Genomic DNA, 16194 nt, shown 5'->3' with positions numbered 1-16194 from the left:
GTTAGCTTGGTTGAAAAGATAATGAATTTGTTACAATAAGAAATGAAAATATCGTATATAGGAGACAATTTATGTTTCAAGGGAATCGTATAAGCGAATTAGCTATATTAAAAGAAATTGCAGAAACGTTAAATACATCTAATGATACATATCACATGTTGCAAGCGGTATTAGAAAAATTATTGCATGTAACAGGATTAACAACAGGATGGATTTTTCTGGTCGATGAAAATGGTAGATATACGAAATTAATTGATTATCATTTACCAGCAGCGCTCGCGTTTCAAAATAAACGACCGATGTGTGAAGGAGAATGCTGGTGTCTGCGTCGCTTTGTAGAAGGGAAATTAGAGCGAGCAGTTAATATTATTGAATGTAAGAGAATTAATAATGCAATTGAACATAATTGGGGCGATACAGAAGGAATTCTTCATCATGCAACAGTTCCCCTAAAAGCTGGCGGTGAAGAATTCGGTGTGCTAAATGTAGCAAGCCCAGGAAAAACACATTTTTCTGAAGAAGAACTTATGCTGCTGCAATCGGTTGCTTTGCAAATTGGAACAGCTTTAAAACGGACAAAATTATATGAAAGTGAAAAAAGACGTGCTCATTATTATGTGAAATTAGAACGTTTCATTCAAGAGCTAAGAAAAATCCATAAGTTAAATACATTACCAGAAGAAGTTGTAAAACAAGTGGAGGATGTATTTCAGTGGGAGAAAGTTGCGTTTTTTATAAAGGAAGAAAAGAACTTATCTATGCGAGCTTGTTATAAGAAATATGTAATGGAAAGAGATAGGGAGTTAGAGAGTACTGCAAAAGAAGCGATAGAAAAAAATCAGCCTGTTTTGTTGAAAAGACGGTCTAATGGCTCTATCATTGTTGCTCTAATACAAATTCGAGATCAAGTGTTTGGTGTTTTATGCGTGAGTTCGAAGCATGGAGGATTTGATGAGAATACCGTAGATATCGTGCAAGCGTTAACGAATCATATTTCATTAATGATTGAAAATTTACGGTTAAATGAACAGCGACGTGAACTTGCTCGGATGGAAGAACGAAACCGTTTGGCACGGGATCTGCATGATTCAGTTTCACAAAAGTTATTTTCATTAACGTTTATGACGAAGGGGACAGAAGCTGTTTTAAAGGGACAAAATGAAACGGTAGATCAATCTCTTCATGAGATAAGGGAATTAGCACAAGGTGCTTTAAAAGAAATGCGAGCACTTATTTGGCAACTTCGTCCAGCAGGATTAGAAAAAGGGTTGCTACCCGCTTTAAAGCAATATGGAGAGAACTTAGGGCTGAGCATTCGTGAGCAAGTTAAAGGTGTGCGTGAGTTACCACGTGTAGTGGAAGAAACATTATGGCGAATTGGACAAGAGGCTTTAAATAATGTGAGTAAACATGCGGGGGTAACAGAGGCGACAATTTATTTGAAAGTAACAGAGAAAGAAGTGTCCTTAGAGGTAGTTGATTATGGCCTCGGTTTTATAGAAAAAGATATAAAAGAGAAGAAATCGCTCGGTATGACAACAATGCGTGAACGCACAGAGTTAATTGGCGGATGGATTATGATTGTAAGTGAGAAAAAGCGAACAAGTATAAAAGTTATCGTACCATTATAATGCGATGTGAAAATGAGGGGAACTTGTGAAGATAAGAGTATTATTAGTTGACGATCATACAGTTGTTTTAAAAGGATTAGCCTTTTTTTTAAGCACACAAGAAGATCTTGAATTGGTTGGAGAGGCAAATAATGGGAAAGAAGCTTTGGTGAAGGTTCAAGAAGTGCGGCCAGATATAGTTTTGATGGACCTGTATATGCCAGAGATGGATGGGATCGAAGCGACAGCATGCATCAAAAAGGAATATCCAAATGTGAAAGTGCTCGTATTAACTAGTTTTTCTGATCAAGCGCATGTTTTGCCGGCTTTAAAAGCTGGGGCAAGCGGATATATTCTAAAAGATGTTGAGCCTGATCAACTTGTCGAAGCGATTCGTAGCGCATATAAAGGAAATATTCAGCTTCACCCTGATATAGCAAGCGCGCTTCTGTCTCAAACTTTGCCGCAAGAAGAGAAACAGGAGTCATCAAATATTCATGTAGATGTACTAACAGCAAGGGAAAATGAAGTGTTGCAGCTCTTGGCAAAAGGGATGAGTAATAAGGAAATTGCATCCGTGTTAGTGATTACAGAAAAAACAGTAAAAGCTCATGTAAGTAGTATTTTAGGCAAATTAAATTTATCTGATCGTACACAAGCAGCTTTATATGCAGTGAAAAGTGGGATCGTATAAGACAAAAGTCTTAGGACTTAGTTCGCCTTTAGGAGGCGGACTTTTTTTATGAAAAGATACGTCTATGTGAGGAAGAAATTGTTAGGATGAGAGGATAAAATGTATTTGTAAACAACAATAATTACAAGGGATCATCCCTTTTTAGCGAGTAGATAATAAACAACGTAAGAGTAAGCAATAGGAGGAGAAAAAGGCATGACAACAGTTTTATTTGTAAAAGCTAACAACCGTCCAGCAGACCAAGCAGTTAGCGTAAAATTATATGAAGCGTTTTTAGCAAGTTATAAAGAAGCACATCCAAATGATACAGTGGTAGAACTTGATTTATACAATGAAGAATTACCATATGTAGGAGTAGATATGATTAACGGTACATTTAAAACAAGTAGAGGATTTGATTTAACAGCAGAAGAAGCAAAAGCAGTAGCTGTTGCTGATAAATATTTAGATCAATTTCTTGCAGCTGATAAAGTAGTATTTGGTTTCCCGTTATGGAACTTAACAATTCCAGCTGTACTGCACACATATATCGATTACTTAAACCGTGCTGGTAAAACATTTAAATATACACCAGAAGGACCAGTAGGCCTTATTGGAGATAAGAAAATTGCGCTATTAAACGCACGCGGTGGTGTATATTCTGAAGGACCAGCAGCAGAAGTAGAAATGGCTGTTAAATATGTAGCAAGCATGATGGGATTCTTCGGTGCAAAAGATATGGAGACAGTTATTGTTGAAGGTCATAACCAATTCCCAGATAAAGCGGAAGAGATTATTGCAGAAGGCCTTGAGAAAGCTGTTAAAGTAGCAAGCACATTCTAATTAATACAATAATCGTCGCTCAATATGCAGTATCAGTACCTTTATGGTGTTGGTGCTGCTTTTTTGTTTTTTAATAAATAGTCTAGCAGAAGAACTTACGGGGTTTCGTTCTGTTATTGCCGAGTGAGTTCATCTGCTAACTTTTGTAATTGCTCTTTGTCCTGTATGAAATACATTCTCCCTTCTTTTTTTAACCAATTTTGCTGACAAAACTGCTTTAATACAAATAAAAGATGGCGATAACTAACGTTTAAGTATTCAGAGGCTTCTGTATGCTTTTCAAGGTAACAATTATTTTGCTCGGTTAACAGAATGAACGCCGCTAATCGGTTTTCTAAAGCGTAGTTATGACTTTTTGCATATTGTTCAGTTCGAGTAATTGTTTTTTCTCCAATGAATTTGCACAACTGCTGTAAAAAATGGGCGTCTTGTAATAAGAGATGGCGACAATCTTTCAGGGGAAGAGCTAAACAGATACATGGTTCCATGGCTTCGATCCCTTTTGTTAACGTCTCTACTTCAATTAATCCTAATTCTCCCATGATTGATGGCGCTTTTACAAAATTAATTAAGGAAATCCTTCCATTCTGATGGCTCATATATATTTTTACTTTTCCGGAAATTAAGTAATAGAGATAGGGAAACTCCTCTCCTTCATTACAAATGGTTTCTTTCTTTTGAAACGAATGAATTTCTATATACGGCAAAATGTCAAACGAAAAGAATGTTTGAAAATTGAATTGCTTTACATAATTATGAATCTCATATGAATCTTTTTTGATTTTCATTTTCTCACCTCTCATTTAGTATGAGATATCTCCTATTCTTTTTACAAGCGGGAGTGATACGATTTATTTAATGACAAAAGAAACAGCGTGTTTTTATAGAAGAAAGGAAGAGAAGCAACATGAAGAAATATCAAACATTACTATTTGATGTCGACGATACATTATTAGATTTTAAAGCAGCTGAAAGAAAAGCATTACATTTGCTTTTTGAGGAACAAAAAATCCCTTTAACTAATGAAATTGAGGCACATTATAAAAAAATAAACCAAGGTCTGTGGGAATCCTTTGAAGAAGGGAAAATAGCCCGAGATGAGGTAGTGAATACGCGATTTTCAATTTTATTCAGGGAATATGGCCAAGAAGTCGATGGACCATTGTTTGAAAAGAATTATCGTAGTTATTTAGAAGAAGGGAATCAGCTCATTCATGGGGCTTTTGAATTAATACAAGGTTTCCAAAGCGAATACGATTTATATATTGTTACAAACGGTGTTTCCAAAACGCAAGACAAGCGCCTACGTAATTCAGGATTACATTCATTCTTTAAGGGTATTTTTGTTTCAGAAGATACTGGTTACCAAAAACCAATGAAGGAATACTTCGATTATGTTTTTGCACGAATTTCTAATTTTTCTGTAGAGAAAGGATTAATTATCGGGGATTCTTTAAGTGCAGATATTAAGGGTGGGCAGCTAGCTGGATTAGACACATGTTGGTTTAATCCTGAAAAGAAGTTAAACGATAGCGGGATAGTTCCAACTTATGAAATTCAAACTTTTGATGAGCTGTATGGGATTTTAAAATGTTAGTTTTTTTGAGGTCTTAAATATTATTTTGTAATAGTCCATTTGTAGTGGCAATTTTATTTGTAAAAGTAAACATTCTTTACTCAAAAGGCAGTACCAACACTTTTATTGTGATGGTACTGCCTTTTATTTGTTCATTTTACTATTCGATATTTGCACCAGCTTCCTGTTTCTTCTCACTATGGTTAGGAAGTGGAAAAACATTACCAATCATTGCAGCTCCAATCATTGGTAACAATAAATTAATTGGGAAGAACATAAGTAATAATAATGTAATAGCGATTGGCTTTCGTATTGCATAGCTTGAAATGGCTGTCGTTATAATAGCTACAGAAGCAACTGGATCTAACGGTATGACAGTAGCTACAGCATATCCAATACTTGCACCAGCAAATATAATCGGAAAAATATGTCCACCACGCCAACCTGTATTTAAACAAACTGCCGTTATACATAATTTTAAAATTCCTGAAAGAAACAGGATCCAAAATGATAACTCTGTCCATTCAGTTACTAATTCTTTTAATTGGTGTTCTCCTGAAAACAGTGTATACGGAAGTAAAGTGCCTGAAATTCCTAGAAGAATACCGCCTATAATCGCTAATGTTAGTTTATACTTTTGAAAAGGATGTACTATTTTTTCTAATATATGTTCTATTTTGAAATAAAAATAGCCTGCACCGGCACCTATACAAATAAGGGGAAGAAAGGCCACCCATTCGCGGAGTGTAAAAGATCCTTCTCCAAAATTAACAATAAAAGATCCTCGATTATCAAACTGACTAAGCAATAAATATACAGAAAAACCAGCAAAAGTAGTAGCGAGATATACAATAGTCTTTTTCTCTTTAAAAGTTTCAGCAAGTTGTGTATCCTCATGTTCGCTTGGAGCTAAATAACCGAATAGCGGTGCATTAAAAATAACACTTAAGGCAGCACCAATCCCAATTTCCGTTAGTTCGTGCATTCCTTTTAAAGTAAATTTAAAGCGATCACCAACCCATGTACAAAGTCCACCTATAATCCCAACAAGTGCTGCTTCTGGTCCTAAGCTTGCGCCAAATACTAAAACAATAATGGCTGTTAACGTAGCTTTATGTACAAATTGGTACTCAATTCTACCTGTCTTTTTATATTCACCCATTACTTCTGGCATTAAACGTGGGTATGTGCCGAAGTACTTCTGTGACAGTCCAACAAGAACACCGCCGATTATTGTTACACAAAGTGTGTAATAAGGTGGTAATCCCAATTCCTTAGGTAAATATCCCCAAATAAACTGAATTCCAGCATTTGTGACAACTAAAAATAACCAGACTGTAGCACCAACGATAGCACCTAGAAACATACCGTACACGATGAGTAAATAGTGCAGATTTCTCCTAATAGTCAATTGTTATGCCTCCTCTATTTATACATTATTATGAAAAGTTAGAGATTCTGATACGAAGATAATTAAGTAATGAATTGAATATGCATATTATCTTTTTAAGAGAATTACTTATTCAAAATATATTACAAAAATCAGCAGTATTATTTTATGGGGTTCTGAAACATTCGTAAATGTAATCATATTTTTGTAAATATCTTGATGACCTGTATATAAAGTGTAACATGGTTAAAAATATTATGTTGCTTGTTACGATTAAATATAGCTCTATAATTTTACATAGTGAGTAGAGTTTTTAAAAGGTATTATTTTTCTTTAAAATAGGAGTATTTTCTTCAATTTCTTAAATTTTAATTTTGAGAATGAACAATTAAAGTAGCAATACATTCTTTTGTAAATATTCAGAAAAATAATTGACATCAGGAAATTATTGCTATAAAATCAACGGTAATTACATAGTCTTATCAAGAAAAGGTGGAGGGACAGGCCCTATGAAACCTTGGCAACAGCCGCATAGCGGAATTGTGCCAAATCCTGCAGGTAATAAGCCCTGAGAGATAAGAAAGAGACTTTAGAGCGTGTTTTTAAACTGCTTCTTTCTTGTTAGGGAAAGAAGCAGTTTTTTTATTTTCTATAAAAGAAAGGAGAATGAGAGATGGGAGAATCATGGGGAAAAGGAACCATTTGTGTGCAAGGTGGCTATACACCGGAGAACGGTGAACCGCGTGTTTTACCGCTCTATCAAAGTACGACGTACAAATACGATACGTCCGATGATTTAGCGGCACTCTTTAATTTAGAAGCAGAAGGCTATATTTATACGCGTATTGGGAATCCGACACTAGCAGCATTTGAACAAAAATTAACAGAGTTAGAAGGTGGTGTTGGAGCTGTTGCAACAGCTTCTGGTCAAGCGGCTATTATGCTTGCTGTTCTAAATATTTGTAGCAGTGGTGACCATTTACTTTGTTCTTCAACCGTTTATGGGGGAACATTTAACTTATTTGGGGTAAGTCTACGTAAATTAGGGATTGAGGTTACATTCTTTAATCCAAGCTTATCTTCTGATGAAATTGTGGCACTTGCCAATCATAAAACAAAGCTTATTTATGCAGAGTCACTGGGGAATCCAGCGATGAATGTTCTGGATTTTAAAGAGTTTTCAGCTGCTGCGAAACAGTTAGAAGTACCATTTATTGTTGATAACACATTAGCAACACCGTATTTATGCCAAGCGTTTGAACATGGAGCAAATATTGTAGTGCATTCTACAACAAAATATATTGATGGTCACGCAAGCTCATTAGGCGGGATTGTCATTGACGGAGGAAACTTTGATTGGGCAAATGGAAAATACCCTGAGTTTGTCGAACCGGATCCAAGTTATCATGGTGTAAGTTATGTGCAGAAATTTGGGAAGGCAGCATATATTGTGAAAGCTCGTGTTCAATTATTAAGAGACTATGGAAACTGTATGAGCCCATTCAATGCGTATATTAGCAACATCGGTTTAGAAACTTTGCATTTACGAATGGAGCGTCATAGTGAAAGTGCTCTTGCAGTTGCGAAGTGGCTTGCTAGCCATGAACGTATTGAATGGGTAAATTATCCGGGTTTAGAAAGTAATGAGAATTATCAGCTAGTACAAAAGTACTTAGCAAAAGGAGCGAGTGGCGTTTTAACATTCGGCATTAAAGGAGGATTAGAATCTGCGAAAGAGTTCATTACAAATGTGAAACTGGCAACGCTTGTGACGCACGTAGCAGATGCAAGAACATGTGTGATTCATCCTGCTAGTACAACGCACAGACAGTTAACTAAAGAAGAACAGCGTTTAGCAGGTGTTACATCTGATTTAATTCGCTTATCAGTCGGTATAGAAGATGTTTCTGATATTATTGCGGATTTAGAGGAAGCATTAGTTGGAGGCAAAGCACATGCCGATCATTGTTGATAAGGATTTACCGGCTCGTAAAGTATTGCAAAAAGAAAATATTTTTGTGATGACAAAAGAACGAGCTGAAACGCAAGATATACGTGCTTTAAAAATTGCAATTTTAAACCTAATGCCAACAAAGCAGGAAACAGAAGCGCAATTGCTCAGGTTACTTGGTAATACACCACTTCAATTAGATCTGCATTTGCTCCATATGGAGTCTCATATATCTCGTAATGTAGCGCAAGATCATTTAACAAGTTTTTATAAAACATTTCGTGATATTGAGGGAGAAAAGTTTGATGGTCTCATTATTACAGGAGCTCCAGTTGAAACACTTTCTTTTGAAGATGTAGATTATTGGGAAGAACTTGGGCGTATTATGGAATATTCAAAAACAAATGTAACATCTACATTGCATATTTGTTGGGGCGCACAAGCAGGCCTGTATTATCACTATGGAATTCCGAAATATCCGCTTGAAGAAAAGATGTTTGGTGTATTTGAACATGAAGTGCAAGAACAGCACGTGAAATTGTTACAAGGATTCGATGAGCTCTTCTTTGCACCACATTCACGTCATACGGAAGTACGCGCATCTGATATTGAAAAAGTAAGAGAGTTGACGTTACTAGCAACATCAGAAGAAGCAGGTGTCCACCTTGTTATGGGGCAAGACGGAAAGCATATTTTTGTTCTTGGTCATAGCGAATATAGCTGCGATACCTTAAAAAAAGAATATGAACGCGATAAACAAAGAGGGTTAGATATTAAGATTCCGAAAAACTATTTTAAACATAATAATCCATCTGAAAAGCCACTCATAAGATGGCGGGGTCATGGAAACTTATTATTTTCAAATTGGTTAAATTATTATGTGTATCAGGAAACCCCTTATATTTTATAAGATGATCATTATATAACACGTGGCAACGCTTTCTTAGTAGGAATCATTTTACATTTTTCTAAATGTTCAAAATACATTGTTTTTCAGAATTTTAACTTATATAATGGCATCTAAATACAATTTTTTAGAGGGGTGGACAGTATTATGAATGAAATTCAAGTGGGTTTATTAGGCCTTGGAACAGTTGGCAGCGGTGTGGTTCGTATTATTACGGATCATCAAGATCGTCTTATACACCAAGTAGGTTGTCCAGTGAAAATAACAAAAGTATTAGTACAAAATATTGAAAAAGAGAGAGAGGTCCAAGTACTCTCTACCCTATTAACGAAAAATGCAAATGAAATTATAGATAATCCTGATATTGATGTTGTCATTGAAGTGATGGGCGGCATCGAGGAAGCGAAAGCATATATTTTACAAGCTCTAAAAAATGGTAAACATGTTGTTACTGCTAATAAAGATTTAATGGCATTGCATGGGGCTGAACTTTTGACAGTAGCAAAGGCAAATCAAGCCGATTTATTTTACGAGGCAAGCGTAGCTGGAGGGATTCCAATTCTGCGCAGCATTGTAGAAGGGCTTTCCTCGGATCTTATTACGAAAGTGATGGGAATCGTGAACGGAACAACAAACTTTATTCTGACAAAAATGTCTGACGAAGGGAGAGCATATGACGACGTGTTAAAAGAAGCGCAACAGCTTGGATTTGCAGAGGCAGATCCAACATCAGACGTAGAAGGTTTAGATGCAGCAAGGAAAATGACGATTTTAGCTACTCTTGGTTTTTCTACAAATGTAGAGCTTGGAGATGTAAAGGTGAAAGGGATTACTTCTATTACGGCGGAAGATATTGCATATAGTAAAAGCCTAGGATATACAATTAAATTAATCGGACTCGCGAAGCGTGATGGTGAAAAGTTAGAGGTAACGGTTGAGCCAACATTACTTCCTAATACACACCCTCTTGCAGCTGTTCAAAATGAATATAACGCAGTATATGTGTATGGTGAAGCGGTAGGAGAAACAATGTTTTATGGACCTGGCGCAGGAAGTTTACCGACAGCGACAGCGGTTGTTTCTGACCTAGTTGCAGTAATGCAAAATGTACGCCTTGGTGTAACTGGAAATAGCGCAGTTTCTCCGCAGTACGAGAAGGTATTAAAGGCGTCTGATGAAATTTTTGTGAAAAAGTTTTTACGTCTACATGTAAAAGATGAAATTGGTGTGTTTGCAAAAATTACATCCCTATTCTCTGAACGAGGTGTTAGCTTTGAAAAAATTATTCAAATGCCACTTGGAGAGAAGGGGAAAGCTGAGATTGTTATCGTAACGCACCGTGCATCACTTGCAGACTATGAATATATCTTACATACACTTAGGTCATACGAAGAAGTAGATTGTGTGAAAGCAAACTATCGAATCGAAGGAGATGCTAAGTAATGTGGAAAGGTCTGCTTGCTGAGTATAAGGAGTTTTTACCTATTACGGAAAAGACACCATCCTTAACATTGCATGAAGGCAATACACCACTTGTTTTACTAGAAAACCTTTCGAAGCGGTGGGGTGTAACAATTTACGGAAAAATAGAAGGAGCAAATCCGACCGGATCTTTTAAAGATCGCGGCATGGTAATGGCGGTAGCAAAGGCAAAAGAGGCGGGAAGCGGAGCGATCATTTGTGCTTCTACAGGTAATACGTCTGCATCTGCAGCAGCATATGCAGCTAGGGCTGGGCTATCCTGTATTGTTATCATTCCAAATGGTAAGATTGCATACGGAAAGTTAGCGCAAGCCGTCATGTACGGAGCGGAAATTATAAGCATTGATGGGAATTTCGATCATGCTTTGCAAATTGTACGTAAGCTTAGTGGTTCATCGCCAATTACACTTGTGAATTCTGTTAACCCATATCGAATTGAAGGGCAAAAAACAGCCGCGTTTGAGATTTGTGATGTTCTTGGAAAAGCGCCGGATATTCTAGCAATTCCAGTCGGTAATGCAGGCAATATTACAGCGTATTGGAAAGGTTTCAAAGAGTATCATGAAAGACTAGGTACGGGTTTGCCAAAGATGCACGGTTTTGAAGCGGAAGGAGCAGCAGCGATTGTGCGTGGGCATAAGGTTGAAGAGCCAGAAACAATCGCAACAGCGATTCGAATTGGAAATCCAGCAAGTTGGAAGCAAGCCGCACTCGCTGCGGAACATTCTCAAGGTAAAATTGATGAAGTAACAGATGCAGAAATTCTTGAAGCATATAAATGTTTAGCGAAATATGAAGGAATCTTTGCTGAGCCTGCTTCATGCGCTTCTCTTGCTGGTATTTATAAACAAGTAAAAAGCGGGGAAATTGCAAAGGGAAGTCAAATTGTAGCCATATTAACAGGTAACGGTTTGAAAGATCCTAATATTGCTCTTGATACGGAGAAAATTCAGCCCGTTGTGTTACCAAATGATGAGAGAGTTGTCTTTGATTATATTCAAGGAGCGGTCTTTCAGTGAAATAGATGAAAAAAAGCCTATTGTAGCGTTATTCGCTCAATAGGCTTTTTGTATATGGAGAATTTTTGTTCCAATTTGAATAAACGCTTGAATAATCCAGCCTGTTGTAAAGGAAAGAATAATTGTTCCAAAGTAAATAGGTCCATCTAACAAGAAACTGAGTGTCAAAAATACTAAGGCTAATGAAATTTCTGTTCTGCGAAATGTCCACTTTTTCTTTTCAGACATGGTTAAGACGAATGCTTCCTGTGGTGCAGCACAAAGCTGTGTTGATACATAAATCCCAATTCCAGCGCCAACAAATAGATTTCCGCATATAAGTGTTATATATTTTGGAAGAGAGCGAATTGAATCCATAATGAAAGTAATAGAACCAATCCAATCAACAAAAACAGAAATAAGAATCATAGTAACAATTGTTCCAATTGTAATATGTTTTTTATTTAGAAAGAGCACAATAAGTGTAAAAGCAAAGTTAATCATAAAAATCCAAAAGCCAATACTTATTCCGAAGTTTTGATATAGTGCAATAAAGAATGAATCATAAGGACTAAGGCCAAAAGAAGTGATGGTTGTCATCATATTGATTCCGAGAGAAAGAATGAGTAAGCCACCAATAAAAAATATATAGTCTAGTTTAAAGCGTATCATATGTTTCAAATCCTTTCTAAACGTGTTTGCTAGGAAAGGATATATTGTGGAAAGCTTACCAGGTCAATAGAAAATTTTTAGATAAGATTTATTGATAATGAGAGAAGGGGGAAGAAAATAAGATGACAAATATAAAAAAGATTGCTGAAATTGCTGGTGTGTCAGTATCAACGGTTTCACGCGTATTAAATAATCATCCGTATGTAAGTGATAAAAAGAGGCAGGAAATTTTAGCAATCATTGAAGAGCTAAATTACACTCAAAATGTAAATGCGATTCATTTAGTAAAAGGAAAGACGAATGTGATAGGGGTTATTTTGCCGCATGTAAATGATCAATATTACAGTGCAATTATTGAGGGGATTTCTAAAGAAACGGCTAAAAAAAATTATAATATGATGCTCTGCCAGACGAACTATAGTGCCAAAAAAGAACTGGAAACTTTACATATGTTAAAAATGAAGAAACTTGATGGTGTAATTATATGTTCGAGAATGAATGATTGTAAAACGATAGAAGAATATACAAAGTTTGGGCCGATTGTGACTTGCGAAGAAATAGAATCACAGTCTATTTCTAGTGTACACATCGATCAATATAAGGTGTTTTCACAAGGAATGAAATATGTAATAGGAAATGGACATACTCGTATTGGATATTGTATTGGCAGAAGTAATAGTGTAAATAGTCAAAAGCGAAAGCAAGCATATTGTGAAGCATTACAGAAGATTTCTATGAAGCCTCGAGAGGAATGGGAGTTTTCAGAGCGTTTTACAGTAGAGGATGGCCGTGAAGTGATAAGAGCGTGGATCGACATGTCTGTGAAACCAACTGCATTTCTCGTTTCTTGTAATCCAATCGCAGCAGGGATGGTAACGGAAGCGAAAAAACATGGAATTCGTATTCCTGAAGATCTTTCGATTATTGGATGCGATGATCAAGAGGTGGCTGATATATTAGGAATTACAACAATTGCGCACTCAAGTAAAGCAGTTGGTACGAAAGCTTTTGAAATGTTATATGAGAAGATAGAGGATGAAAAAATAGATGTGAAGAACATTGAACTTTTGCCGCAATTAACTCTTCGTGAAACCACATAATATACATGGATACAGAATAAAAACGACATGAAATTTTTTAGGAAGAAGAGAGTATAAGATCATGCATAAAAGTGGTCAGTGCCTTTTTTTAGCCCATGCCAAGTGAAAACAAAAAGAGACAGAGTGCAGATCTCCTTTTGTTTTCATGGCCACGAATTATATGTCGGAAAATCAATAGGGATATATGTAGAAGAGATGAAAATCGCTTTTCAAATGGGCGTTTGGTATAATATGGACAATCTACGAGGCTAAAAGGGGTTTTGACATGAGATCCAAATTAGTAAAAGGAATTTTACTCATTACAATTGCATCTTTTTGTTTATTTGCATATGGCTTTATTTCGGGGGTTAATGATGTATTAAATCCGAAAGCTTCAAATTTAACTATGAAGACAGAGCAAAAACAAGTAGAGGGGAAAAAACATCCTGGAACATTACAAGTTGTCAGTTTAGGCGATTCTTTAACACGCGGCGTTGGAGATAAAGAAGGAATTGGCTATGTGGGCCGAGTGAAAGAAAGTTTGCAGAATGATTACAAACAAAAAGTTGCGTTAACGAATTTAGCTGTTAGTGGCGCAAAAATGCCGGATTTGTTGAAACAAATAGAAAGCAGCGGTGCTCAGTATTCCATTAAACAGGCAGATTTAATTGTTTTAACTATTGGAGGAAATGATTTATTTCCAGGCTGGGAATCACTTGAGAAGATAGACATAGAGACATACCGTCCTGATACGCAAACGTTTCAAAATCAGGCGAAGCAAATTTTAGCCGAAATTCGAAAACTAAATTCAGATAGCCCGATTTTCTGGCTCGGTTTATACAATCCTTTTGAGGATGTAGAGGATTTAAAAGGTTCTTCATCCATTGTTGTAGATTGGAATGCATCTTTAGAGAAATTAGCAATAGATAATAAAAATGTATATATAACGCCAACGTTTGATCTGTTTCAAAACCGAGGGAAAGAATTATTATACTCAGATCATTTCCATCCAAACGAAACAGGATACTCATACATGGCAACTCGTTTACTACAAAATGTTGTAAATAAGCTGCAGTTAGATGGAGGAGAGGCGAAATGACGATAATACTTTCGGTGCGGGATGTAAAAAAGGTAATTGGGAAAAAGACGCTTGTAGAGAACATATCGTTTGATGTGAACCAAGGAGAAGTGTTTGGATTTTTAGGTCCAAATGGGGCAGGGAAAACAACAACAATTCGGATGTTAGTTGGTCTTATTAAAGCGACTGAAGGTACGATTACTATTGGTGGGTATAATATTAAAGAGAATTTTCGAGAAGCAATGCGACAAATTGGGAGTATCGTTGAAAATCCAGAACTTTATACATACTTAACTGGATGGGAAAATTTAAAGCAATTTGCACGTATGCTGGGCGGTATATCGGATAAACGTATTTTAGAAATTGCGAAGATGGTCCATTTAGACGAACGTATTCACGATAAAGTGAAAACGTATTCTCTTGGTATGAAGCAACGCCTTGGAATCGCTCAGGCCCTTCTTGGAAATCCGAGACTCCTCATATTAGATGAACCGACGAATGGCCTAGATCCAGCTGGTATAAGGGAACTGAGAGAGTTTATACATACGCTTGTGAAAGAAGAAAATATGAGTGTTTTCATTTCGAGCCACTTACTAAGTGAGGTACAAATGATATGTGATCGTGTTGCTATTATTCATAAAGGAAAAGTGATTACAGTTGCACCTATTGAAGAGTTGATTAAAACTGCGAGCGATCGTGTGGAATGGATTGTCACTCCGATTTCAAAGGCGAAGAGCATATTAGAGGGAGCAAAGGAAGTAAGTGAAATTAGTGTAGATAACGATCGTTTATTATGCCGAATGGATATTGCAACAATTAGTGTTTGGAATAAACGCTTTGTAGAAAGCGGAATAGATGTACATAGCGTGAAGGAGCTTGTATTTACACTAGAAGATTTATTTATTGAACTCACAAGGAGTGAGCAACATGCGTGAATTTGCGAACCTTGTTTTAAATGAATCAGAAAAAATTTATCGAAAGAAACGTATTTTTGTTGTCGTGCTCATATTGGCGATCTTAATTCCTTTGTTTGTTTATGCACAGTACCGTGAAGTGCAGACAACGCAAAAGCGCCTTGGTACGAGTGATTGGAAAGTAGCACTTCAGCAGCAAATTGTTGATTCGCAAAATCGTTTAAATAATTCTAGATTACCAGAAGAATGGCGGGATTGGCTGAAGGTAAGGGTAGAGCAGCAACAATATTATCTAGATCATGATATTAATCCGACCGCACCAGGAGCACCAACGTTTGTACGGGCATTCATTGAACAAGGAATTACATTGTTTATTCCGCTGCTTGTAATGATTGTTGCAATTGACATTGTATCGGGAGAACGAAGTGAAGGAACAATGAAAATGCTTCTAACGCGTCCGATCCGACGCCTTAAAATCCTTCTCAGTAAATATGTGACGATGTTATTATTTATCTCGCTTATATTGCTCTTGGTGGGGATTTTTTCTTATGCATTATCAGGTATTGTTTTCGGATATGCCGGGTGGAGTTTACCGATCTTGACAGGATTTGGTATTGATAAAGAAACATTGAATACAAATTTTGTCCATCTTATTCCGCAGTGGCAGTATATTTTAATGGCATATGGATTAGCGTGGTTCGTTGCAATTGTTGTGGGAACAATATCTTTTATGGTTTCTGTATTAATTCGTAATACACCAGCTGGTATGGGGGTCATGCTGGCAGCATTAATTGCAGGTGGTATCTTAAATTCATTTGCAACGTCTTGGGAAGGCGCAAAGTACATTTTTAGCGTGAATTTATCACTGACAGATTACTTATCAGGGAAGTTACCAGCATTGCAAGGTCTATCGATGAGCTTTTCATTAATGAATTTAACGGTTTGGGCTGTAGCTTCTCTGATTATTTCATTTGTTGTATTTACGAAGCAAGATATGATCAATTAAGTGAATAGGAAGTGA

The 16194-nt window shown here is 36.5% G+C and carries 15 protein-coding genes and 1 riboswitch; of the genes, 12 read left to right on the top strand and 3 right to left on the bottom strand.

Annotation, left to right across the window (positions count from 1 at the left end; genetic code table 11):
- Window positions 1–71: 71 nt before the first annotated feature.
- The 3 genes from M014_RS0112865 to M014_RS0112855 all read left to right on the top strand — a co-directional run bounded on the left by M014_RS0112865 (window position 72) and on the right by M014_RS0112855 (window position 3126).
- Window positions 72–1631: a sensor histidine kinase gene (locus M014_RS0112865; RefSeq protein WP_026592105.1), complete on the top strand. Its 1560-nt coding sequence runs from the start codon at window positions 72–74 to the stop codon at window positions 1629–1631.
- 25 nt (window positions 1632–1656) lie between these two features.
- Window positions 1657–2304, top strand: coding sequence for a response regulator (locus M014_RS0112860; protein WP_026592104.1), 648 nt, complete (start codon window positions 1657–1659; stop codon window positions 2302–2304).
- A gap of 195 nt (window positions 2305–2499) precedes the next feature.
- Complete coding sequence (locus M014_RS0112855; RefSeq protein ID WP_026592103.1) at window positions 2500–3126, top strand: FMN-dependent NADH-azoreductase; 627 nt, start codon at window positions 2500–2502, stop codon at window positions 3124–3126.
- Between the two features lie 113 nt (window positions 3127–3239).
- Here M014_RS0112855 and yeiL read toward each other — a convergent pair whose 3' ends face one another.
- A complete protein-coding gene (gene yeiL, locus M014_RS0112850) occupies window positions 3240–3914 on the bottom strand; it encodes a transcriptional regulator YeiL (protein WP_026592102.1) in 675 nt (224 codons plus the stop codon).
- 119 nt (window positions 3915–4033) lie between these two features.
- Between yeiL and M014_RS0112845 the strand changes: the two genes are divergently transcribed.
- The gene (locus M014_RS0112845) at window positions 4034–4723 is read left to right on the top strand and encodes a YjjG family noncanonical pyrimidine nucleotidase (protein ID WP_026592101.1); all 690 of its coding nucleotides are present in this window, start codon (window positions 4034–4036) and stop codon (window positions 4721–4723) included.
- 139 nt (window positions 4724–4862) lie between these two features.
- Here M014_RS0112845 and M014_RS0112840 read toward each other — a convergent pair whose 3' ends face one another.
- On the bottom strand, window positions 4863–6068 hold the full coding sequence (locus tag M014_RS0112840; RefSeq protein ID WP_442852736.1) for a chloride channel protein: 1206 nt from the start codon (window positions 6066–6068) through the stop codon (window positions 4863–4865).
- 500 nt (window positions 6069–6568) lie between these two features.
- Window positions 6569–6674, top strand: a riboswitch (SAM riboswitch).
- 91 nt (window positions 6675–6765) lie between these two features.
- Here M014_RS0112840 and M014_RS0112835 point away from each other — a divergent pair.
- The 4 genes from M014_RS0112835 (at window position 6766) to thrC (ending at window position 11451) form a co-directional block, all read left to right on the top strand.
- Window positions 6766–8064 (top strand): bifunctional O-acetylhomoserine aminocarboxypropyltransferase/cysteine synthase, encoded by a 1299-nt coding sequence (locus M014_RS0112835; protein ID WP_026592099.1) that lies wholly within the window; start codon window positions 6766–6768, stop codon window positions 8062–8064.
- A complete protein-coding gene (gene metA, locus M014_RS0112830; RefSeq protein WP_026592098.1) occupies window positions 8048–8953 on the top strand; it encodes a homoserine O-acetyltransferase MetA in 906 nt (301 codons plus the stop codon). The genes M014_RS0112835 and metA overlap by 17 nt, the downstream gene beginning before the upstream one ends.
- A 144-nt stretch (window positions 8954–9097) precedes the next feature.
- Window positions 9098–10393 carry a homoserine dehydrogenase gene (locus M014_RS0112825; RefSeq protein WP_026592097.1) on the top strand — a complete coding sequence of 432 codons (1296 nt, stop codon included), beginning with the start codon at window positions 9098–9100 and terminating at the stop codon, window positions 10391–10393.
- A complete protein-coding gene (gene thrC / locus M014_RS0112820) occupies window positions 10393–11451 on the top strand; it encodes a threonine synthase (RefSeq protein WP_026592096.1) in 1059 nt (352 codons plus the stop codon). Before M014_RS0112825 ends, thrC begins: the two co-directional genes overlap by 1 nt.
- A 36-nt stretch (window positions 11452–11487) precedes the next feature.
- Here thrC and M014_RS0112815 read toward each other — a convergent pair whose 3' ends face one another.
- A complete protein-coding gene (locus M014_RS0112815) occupies window positions 11488–12102 on the bottom strand; it encodes a YczE/YyaS/YitT family protein (RefSeq protein ID WP_026592095.1) in 615 nt (204 codons plus the stop codon).
- Between the two features lie 122 nt (window positions 12103–12224).
- Between M014_RS0112815 and M014_RS0112810 the strand changes: the two genes are divergently transcribed.
- The 4 genes from M014_RS0112810 (at window position 12225) to M014_RS0112795 (ending at window position 16179) form a co-directional block, all read left to right on the top strand.
- Complete coding sequence (locus M014_RS0112810; protein ID WP_026592094.1) at window positions 12225–13202, top strand: LacI family DNA-binding transcriptional regulator; 978 nt, start codon at window positions 12225–12227, stop codon at window positions 13200–13202.
- A gap of 265 nt (window positions 13203–13467) precedes the next feature.
- Window positions 13468–14280 carry an SGNH/GDSL hydrolase family protein gene (locus tag M014_RS0112805; RefSeq protein ID WP_026592093.1) on the top strand — a complete coding sequence of 271 codons (813 nt, stop codon included), beginning with the start codon at window positions 13468–13470 and terminating at the stop codon, window positions 14278–14280.
- Window positions 14277–15194 carry an ABC transporter ATP-binding protein gene (locus M014_RS0112800; RefSeq protein ID WP_026592092.1) on the top strand — a complete coding sequence of 306 codons (918 nt, stop codon included), beginning with the start codon at window positions 14277–14279 and terminating at the stop codon, window positions 15192–15194. The genes M014_RS0112805 and M014_RS0112800 overlap by 4 nt, the downstream gene beginning before the upstream one ends.
- Window positions 15187–16179: an ABC transporter permease subunit gene (locus M014_RS0112795; RefSeq protein ID WP_026592091.1), complete on the top strand. Its 993-nt coding sequence runs from the start codon at window positions 15187–15189 to the stop codon at window positions 16177–16179. Before M014_RS0112800 ends, M014_RS0112795 begins: the two co-directional genes overlap by 8 nt.
- Window positions 16180–16194 lie beyond the last annotated feature (15 nt).

The organism is Bacillus sp. UNC437CL72CviS29 (genome assembly GCF_000482345.1).
GTDB classification, from domain to species: domain Bacteria; phylum Bacillota; class Bacilli; order Bacillales; family Bacillaceae_G; genus Bacillus_A; species Bacillus_A arachidis.
This window is presented reverse-complemented; position numbering and strand designations above follow the sequence as displayed.